Annotated in this window: 7 protein-coding genes; all 7 read left to right on the forward strand. The window is 47.0% G+C overall.

Features of this window, described 5'->3' with window-relative positions; genetic code table 11:
- Positions 1-74: 74 nt before the first annotated feature.
- The 7 genes from leuC to ilvA all read left to right on the forward strand — a co-directional run bounded on the left by leuC (position 75) and on the right by ilvA (position 7,413).
- The gene (leuC, locus tag IDJ75_RS20450; protein ID WP_191177523.1) at positions 75-1,505 is read left to right on the forward strand and encodes a 3-isopropylmalate dehydratase large subunit; all 1,431 of its coding nucleotides are present in this window, start codon (positions 75-77) and stop codon (positions 1,503-1,505) included.
- A gap of 79 nt (positions 1,506-1,584) precedes the next feature.
- Positions 1,585-2,175: a 3-isopropylmalate dehydratase small subunit gene (gene leuD / locus IDJ75_RS20455; RefSeq protein ID WP_191177524.1), complete on the forward strand. Its 591-nt coding sequence runs from the start codon at positions 1,585-1,587 to the stop codon at positions 2,173-2,175.
- Positions 2,176-2,212: 37 nt separating this feature from the next.
- Positions 2,213-3,004, forward strand: a complete 792-nt coding sequence (locus IDJ75_RS20460; RefSeq protein WP_191177525.1) for a methyltransferase domain-containing protein — start codon at positions 2,213-2,215, stop codon at positions 3,002-3,004.
- A 6-nt stretch (positions 3,005-3,010) separates the two neighbouring features.
- Complete coding sequence (leuB, locus tag IDJ75_RS20465) at positions 3,011-4,096, forward strand: 3-isopropylmalate dehydrogenase (RefSeq protein WP_191177526.1); 1,086 nt, start codon at positions 3,011-3,013, stop codon at positions 4,094-4,096.
- Positions 4,097-4,140: 44 nt separating this feature from the next.
- Positions 4,141-4,896, forward strand: coding sequence for a methyltransferase domain-containing protein (locus IDJ75_RS20470; RefSeq protein ID WP_191177527.1), 756 nt, complete (start codon positions 4,141-4,143; stop codon positions 4,894-4,896).
- A gap of 96 nt (positions 4,897-4,992) precedes the next feature.
- Positions 4,993-6,159, forward strand: a complete 1,167-nt coding sequence (locus tag IDJ75_RS20475) for a 2-isopropylmalate synthase (protein WP_191177528.1) — start codon at positions 4,993-4,995, stop codon at positions 6,157-6,159.
- Between the two features lie 3 nt (positions 6,160-6,162).
- Positions 6,163-7,413 (forward strand): threonine ammonia-lyase IlvA, encoded by a 1,251-nt coding sequence (gene ilvA, locus IDJ75_RS20480; RefSeq protein WP_191177529.1) that lies wholly within the window; start codon positions 6,163-6,165, stop codon positions 7,411-7,413.
- Positions 7,414-7,698: the final 285 nt, after the last annotated feature.

Consider the following 7,698-nt stretch of genomic DNA (forward strand, 5'->3'; position numbering starts at 1 on the left):
TTGAGTCGTAAGTCGTTAGTAGAAAGTCTGCTGGCGACTTATGACTTAAAACTTTAGACTAAAGACTTAAAAAAATGGGACAAACATTATTCGACAAGATTTGGGATGCACACGTCGTCAGTAGCAACGAGGGCTTTCCTGATATTTTATACATCGATACACATTTCATTCACGAAGTAACCAGTCCGCAGGCATTTGATGGCTTGCGCGCCAGAGGGTTACCGGTTTTCAGGCCAAAACAAACCGTTGCCACGGCCGACCATAACGTCCCCACCTGGGACCAGCACCTCCCCATTAAAGAAGAACTTTCCCGATACCAGGTTGATATGCTCACCAAAAACTGCGCGGAGTTCGGCATCGAGCTTTACGGTTTAGGGCATCCATTCCAGGGTATCGTCCACGTTATAGGCCCCGAGCTGGGCATCACCCGTCCGGGTGGCACTTATGTTTGCGGCGACAGTCATACTTCAACACACGGCGCCTTTGGTGCCATAGCGTTTGGTATAGGCACCTCGCAGGTTGAGCAGGTAATGGCTACCCAGTGTTTACTGCAATCGCGCCCCAAAAGGATGAAGATCGAGGTGAACGGCAAACTGCAAAAAGGCGTTGGCGCCAAGGATATCATCCTGTACATCATCTCGCAGATCTCTGCCGCAGGCGGAACAGGTTATGCTGTAGAATACGCCGGCGATACCATCCGTGCGTTAAGCATGGAAGGCCGCATGACCATCTGTAACATGAGCATCGAGATGGGTGCCCGTTGTGGATTGATAGCGCCCGACGAAACCACTATCAACTACGTAAAAGGCCGCGAATTTGCCCCTAAAGGCGAAGAGTGGGACAAGGCAGTAGCTTACTGGCAAACTTTGTACTCTGATGAGGATGCGGAGTTTGACAGCGTACTAAGCTTTAAAGCCGAAGATATTGAGCCGATGATAACCTACGGAACAAACCCGGGTATGGGCATTGGCGTTACGCAGCATGTTCCTGAAACCGCCTCGTTTGAGCAGAAGGAACAAGGCTCGTACAAAAAAGCCCTTGATTATATGGGCCTGCATGATGACCAGCAATTATTAGGCAAACCTATCGATTACGTTTTCATCGGCAGCTGTACCAACAGCCGTATTGAAGACCTGCGTGAGGTTGCCCAGTTTGTAAAAGGCAAGCACAAGGCCGATAATGTTACCGTTTGGGTGGTTCCCGGCTCAAAACAAGTGCAGGAACAAGCCATCCGCGAAGGCCTGGACAAGATCTTTGACGCCGCAGGTTTCCCGCTACGCGAACCGGGTTGCAGCGCATGCCTTGGTATGAATGAAGATAAGATCCCGGCAGGTAAATACTGTGTTTCCACCTCAAACAGAAACTTTGAAGGCAGGCAGGGGCCAAACTCCCGTACTTTCCTGGCAAGCCCGTTAACCGCGGCAGCAAGTGCTATTACAGGAGTTGTGACCGATATAAGAGAATTTCTGAAGGAAGAGAACACCATGTCATTGCGGGGAACGTAGTGACGTGGCAAACTCAGCAAATCCGATTGTCCTTTGAGATTGCCGCGCTATCGCTCGCAATGACATAAAAGAAAATAATATGAGTACTAAAATATTTAAACATATACAAACCAGCGTGGTGCCTTTGCCTATCGAAAACATCGATACGGACCAGATCATCCCTGCTCGTTTTTTAAAGGCCACTACCCGCGATGGTTTTGGCAATAACCTGTTTCGCGACTGGCGTTTTGATAACGACGGCAACCCAAAGCAAGACTTTGTACTCAACAACCCTACCTATAGCGGTAAAATACTGGTTGCAGGCAAAAATTTTGGTTGCGGTAGCAGCCGTGAACATGCCGCCTGGGCCATTGCCGATTATGGTTTTGATGCCGTAGTAAGTAGTTTCTTTGCTGATATTTTTAAAGGGAATGCGCTTAACAACGGGTTATTGCCTGTACAGGTAAGCGACGATTTCCTGAAGAAATTATTTGAGGTAATTGATGCCGACCCGCATGCTGAGGTAGAGATTGACCTGGTTGACCAGTTCATTAAAATTGTAAAAACCGGCGAACAGGAAAGCTTTGAGGTTAACCCCTACAAAAAAGCCTGCATGACCAACGGCTACGATGATATCGACTACATCCTGAGCAAAAAGGAACTGGTTGAAGAATTTGAGGGTGCAAGATAAGGTAGAAGCACCAATGAACTAATGAACCAGTGAACTAATGAACCAAAAAGAGATAAAACGGGAAGGCAAAGGCACCGCGAAGCTATTTGACGAGCGCAGCCTTGAAGCCGATTACGCCACACTGCCGCCATTGTTAAAACAAGGCTGGCGCGTGCTGGATATCGGTTGCGGAACCGGGGCTATCTCTAAGGGCATTGCTCAAAAAGTTGGCCCTACAGGCCATGTAACCGGGATAGATAACACAGCATACTTTATAGAAAGTGGTAAAGAAACTTATGCTGATGTAACCAACCTGGAGCTATTAAATGCCGACCTGTTCACTTACGAGCCAAAAGAAAAATTCGACCTGATAGTAGCCGCAAGGGTACTGCAATGGCTGAACAACCCACAGGAAGCTGTGGTAAAATTAAAGAGCATGCTAAAGCCGGGCGGCATATTATCCGTGCTGGATTATAACCACGAGGCTTTGGTATGGCAGCCCGAACCGCCGGCAAGTATGCGCCAGTTTTACGCCACCTTTTTAAGATGGCGCGGTGATGCAGGTATGAACAACCACATTGCCGAAGACCTGCCCGGTTATTTTACCGAAGCAGGCTTAAGCCAGGTTGAGGTTTTAGATGCGAACGAATACTATAAGAAAGGCGAACCAAATTTTCTGTCGAAGATAGGGATCTGGTCGTCGGTAGCTAAATCAACCCAGATGGTTGAGGAAGGTTACATAACAGATGATGACCGCTTAAAGGCCATCGACGATTATAACAAGTGGATTGAAAGCGACGCGCAACTGATGGTGATGAAACTAAAAGAAGTACGCGGGACTAACGTATAAAATACAATGGGAGTTAAAAAACACATATTAGTAATACCCGGTGATGGTATTGGCCCCGAGGTTACCACCTGGGGTAAAGCCGTATTAGAAAAAATAGGTGCCGATTTTGGCCACGAATTTATCTTCAATGAAGCCCTGATGGGCCACGCGGGTATTGAAGCTACCGGCAACCCGCTTCCTGATGAAACGCTTGAAAAGGCAAAGGCAAGCGATGCCATCCTTTTTGGCGCTATCGGTCACATCAAATATGATAATGACCCATCGGCAAAAGTAAGGCCCGAGCAGGGGTTGCTGAAGATCCGTAAGGAACTTGGCCTGTATGCCAACCTGCGCCCCATCATGCTTTTTGATGAGCTATTGGATGCATCGAGCTTAAAGCCCGAAATACTGAAAGGAACGGATATCTTGTTCTTCCGCGAACTAACAGGTGACGTTTACTTTGGCGAGAAAAAACGCAGCGAAGACCGCAACACCGCGTCGGATCTGATGATCTATCACCGCTACGAGGTAGAGCGCATAGCTACAAAAGCATTTGAAGCCGCCCGTGTACGCGGTAAAAGGTTATGCTCGGTAGATAAGGCCAACGTGCTTGAAGCGTCACGCCTGTGGCGCGAGGTTGTACAGGAACTGGCCAAACAATACCCCGATGTAGAAACCGAGCACATGTTTATTGATAATGCCGCCATGCAACTTGTTAAAAACCCTAAAAAGTTTGATGTGGTATTAACAGCCAACCTTTTTGGTGATATCCTTACTGACGAAGCTTCGCAGATAGCGGGCTCGATGGGGATGCTGGCATCCGCATCAATTGGTGATGGTACAGGCTTCTTTGAGCCTATCCACGGTTCGGCGCATGATATTGCCGGACAGGACAAAGCCAACCCGCTGGCCTCTATCCTATCGGTAGCCTTAATGCTGGAAATCAGCTTCGGCCTGAAAGATGAAGCCAAAAAGATAACAGCTGCTATTGACAAAACATTAAAAGACGGTTACCGCACCGGCGATATCGCTGACGCCAATACCGACAAAACAAAAATATTGGGCACAAAAGCCATGGGGCAAAAAGTACTGGATTTTTTAAGTCAAAATTAAAAAATCAAAATGACTCAATAACCTAATGACACAATAACAAAACTATGAAATGGAACGCTGAATTATATGACCAGAAACACGCATTTGTTTACCAGTTTGGTGAAAATGTGCTGGAAACGCTTGATGCTAAACCGGGTGAACACATCCTGGATATTGGCTGCGGCACGGGCTATTTAACCCAGCAGATCCAAAACATAGGTGCAGTTGTGAAAGGTACCGACTACTCGGCCGATATGATTGCCCAGGCAAAAGAAAGCTACCCCGAAGTTGCATTTGAGGTTGCTGACGCAAGCAAATTTGATGAGAAGGGCAAGTACGATGCCATATTCTCAAATGCTGCCCTACACTGGGTAAAAAACCAGGACGGCATGATGGACAGCGTTTACAAAAGCCTTAAACCCGGCGGTCGTTTTGTTGCCGAAATGGGAGGCAAGGGCAACGTTGGTAAACTGATAGCAGCTACCAAACAGGTACTGGAGCAGCGCGGCTACCATAAGCAGGCAAAAACCCAGGTTTGGTATTTCCCGTCACTGGGCGAATATGCCACCCGGTTAGAGAAACATGGTTTCAGGGTTACCTATGCTGTGCATTTCGACCGCAAAACCCCGCTGCAGGATGGCGACCAGGGTGTGGCTAAATGGATAACCATGTTTGCACCACTGTACCTGGTAGGTGTACCTGCTGCCGAAAAAGAAGAAATGCTGAAAGAAGTTACCGCATTGCTGGAACCGCATTACAACGAGAACGGCCAATGGTACGCAGATTATAAAAGATTAAGATTTATAGCGATTAAAGAGTAGTTAGTATCAAGTATTTAGACTTAAATAAACAGTCGAATCTTGATACTTGATACTAACTACTTGATACTATTATTAAAATATTAAAAAGGAAAAATTATGTTACACGACCCTAACCGCGTTTATGTTTTTGATACCACGCTTCGCGATGGCGAACAGGTACCGGGCTGCCAACTGACAACCCCTGAGAAGATCGATATAGCCCGCGAGCTGGAAACGCTGGGCGTGGATGTTATTGAAGCGGGGTTCCCGGTATCAAGCCCTGGCGATTTTTTAAGCGTTGTTGAAATATCAAAGGCCGTAACCGAGCCTGTTGTTTGCGCACTTACGCGTGCCAATAAAACCGATATTGATGTTGCGGTAGAATCATTGAAATATGCCAAACGCCCGCGTATCCATACAGGTATCGGTTCATCAGATCAGCACATTAAACACAAATTCAACAGCACCCGCGAGGAAATTCTTGAGCGTGCCGTTGAAGCCGTGAAATACGCCAAAAAATCTGTTGAGGATATTGAGTTTTATGCTGAAGATGCAGGCCGTGCCGATGTGGCCTTTTTAGCACAAATGGTTGAAGCTGTAATAGCTGCAGGTGCAACGGTAGTGAACATCCCCGATACCAATGGCTATTGCCTGCCCGACCAATATGGCGCCAAGATCAAATACCTGAAGGAGAATGTTAAGAATATTGACCAGGCCATTATTTCGGTACATTGCCATAACGATTTGGGTTTGGCTACAGCCAATTCAATCGCAGGTTTACAGAACGGTGCACGCCAGATTGAAGGCACCATTAACGGTATTGGCGAACGCGCGGGTAACACTTCTATTGAGGAAGTGGTAATGATCCTGAAAACGCACTCGGTGCTTGGCTTGCATACTAACGTAAACAGCAAAAACTTTTACGAAATGAGCCGCATGATCAGTAGCCAGATGCGCATGCCGGTACAGCCAAATAAAGCCATTGTAGGCAGCAATGCCTTCGCGCATAGCAGCGGCATCCACCAGGACGGCTTTTTGAAGAACCGCGAGAATTACGAGATCATTCGCCCGGAGGATGTTGGTTTCCCCAGCGCGAGTATTGTGTTAACCGCACGCAGCGGCCGCCACGCGCTGAAATTCCATTTGGAAAGATTGGGGCATAAATTGGATAAGGATGAACTTTACGAAGTGTATAAAACCTTCTTAACCCTTGCCGATGCCAAGTTGGATATAAATGATGATGACCTGCAAGGCTTAATGGCACACAGGCTGGTAAAGAATTAAATAATGGACACAGTTACAGAAACACATTTGGATTTTGACGCGGCCTACCAACGCCTTAAAGATGTGGTGCGCCATACTCCGCTGGAGTACAACGAGCGCCTGTCGGCAAAATACGAATGCGAAATATATTTAAAACGCGAAGACATGCAGATAGTGCGCTCTTATAAATTAAGGGGCGCTTATAACATGATCAGTCGCCTTAACGCCGAGCAATTAAACCGTGGCGTAGTATGCGCCAGCGCAGGTAATCACGCACAGGGCGTAGCTTTTTCATGCAGAAAACTGGGGACAAAGGGTGTAATTTTTATGCCCGAGATAACCCCGAAACAAAAGGTAAAACAAACAGAAATGTTTGGTAACGGCAATGTGGAGCTGGTTTTAACCGGTGATACCTTTGACGATTGCCTGCGCGAAGCATTGCTCTATACCCAGGCACATGGCATGACATTTATCCCCCCTTTTGATAACGAACAGGTTATAGAAGGCCAGGGAACCGTTGGGGTTGAAGTATTGCAGGACCTGCCCGATATTGACGTAGCCATTATGCCAATTGGCGGTGGCGGGCTTGCTGCCGGCATGGGCACTTATTTAAAGCAAACCGTACCGGGTATTACCCTGATAGGTGTTGAGCCCGAAGGCGCACCATCGATGCTTACCTCCATGAAGAATGGCGAAAACACTACGTTGAAAGATATTGACCGTTTTGTAGATGGCGCCGCAGTAAAACGTGTAGGCGATAAAACCTTCGCCATTTGCCGCGAGATACTGGACGATATGCTTACCGTGCCCGAAGGTAAGGTTTGTACCACTATCCTGAAGTTATATAACGAGGATGCCATTGTAGTTGAACCTGCGGGAGCACTTTCGGTAACTGCATTGGATGCTGTTAAAGAACAGATAAAAGGTAAAAAAGTAGTTTGCGTGATCAGCGGTGGTAATAACGACATTGAGCGTATGGCCGAGATCAAAGAAAAATCGCTGCTATACGAAGGATTGAAGCACTACTTTATTGTACGTTTCCCGCAACGCCCGGGTGCTTTAAAACTGTTTGTAACCGAGGTTTTAGGCCCCGGTGATGATATTACCCGTTTCGAGTTCATCAAAAAAACATCAAAAGAGAATGGCCCCGCCCTGGTAGGTATTGAGCTTAAAAATGCGGAGGACTACCCCGCCCTGCTGCAACGCATGCAGGAAAACCGTTTCGAAGTTATCGAGATCAATAAAGACGCTACTTTGTTTGAGTATTTGGTTTGATATTTAACCACAGGGCATACAGAGGTTTCACAGAGAACACAAAGAATATATAAGCGCCGGGTTTAAGCCCGGCGTTTTTGTGTTTATGCATAACTCCACGCGTCATTGCAAGGAGCGATAGCGACGTGGCAATCTCTCATAGGGCGAGCGGATATGCTAAGGTTGCCACGTCGCTACGCTCCTCGCAATTGTAAGGGTTTAGTAATTCGGTAACAGAATTAGGTATTTTTATTTGTTGTAAGGGAGACCATATCGATAGGTTTTTTACCGTTGATTCCCTGATGT

It is taken from the genome of Mucilaginibacter rigui, assembly GCF_014773275.1.
Taxonomy (GTDB): domain Bacteria; phylum Bacteroidota; class Bacteroidia; order Sphingobacteriales; family Sphingobacteriaceae; genus Mucilaginibacter; species Mucilaginibacter rigui_A.

What these genes read in the sequence shown, in the direction of transcription:
- leuC (WP_191177523.1), top strand. Translation starts at nt 75, where the DNA reads ATGGGACAAACATTATTCGACAAGATTTGGGATGCACACGTCGTCAGT.
- leuD (WP_191177524.1), top strand. Translation starts at nt 1,585, where the DNA reads ATGAGTACTAAAATATTTAAACATATACAAACCAGCGTGGTGCCTTTG.
- IDJ75_RS20460 (WP_191177525.1), top strand. Translation starts at nt 2,213, where the DNA reads ATGAACCAAAAAGAGATAAAACGGGAAGGCAAAGGCACCGCGAAGCTA.
- leuB (WP_191177526.1), top strand. Translation starts at nt 3,011, where the DNA reads ATGGGAGTTAAAAAACACATATTAGTAATACCCGGTGATGGTATTGGC.
- IDJ75_RS20470 (WP_191177527.1), top strand. Translation starts at nt 4,141, where the DNA reads ATGAAATGGAACGCTGAATTATATGACCAGAAACACGCATTTGTTTAC.
- IDJ75_RS20475 (WP_191177528.1), top strand. Translation starts at nt 4,993, where the DNA reads ATGTTACACGACCCTAACCGCGTTTATGTTTTTGATACCACGCTTCGC.
- ilvA (WP_191177529.1), top strand. Translation starts at nt 6,163, where the DNA reads ATGGACACAGTTACAGAAACACATTTGGATTTTGACGCGGCCTACCAA.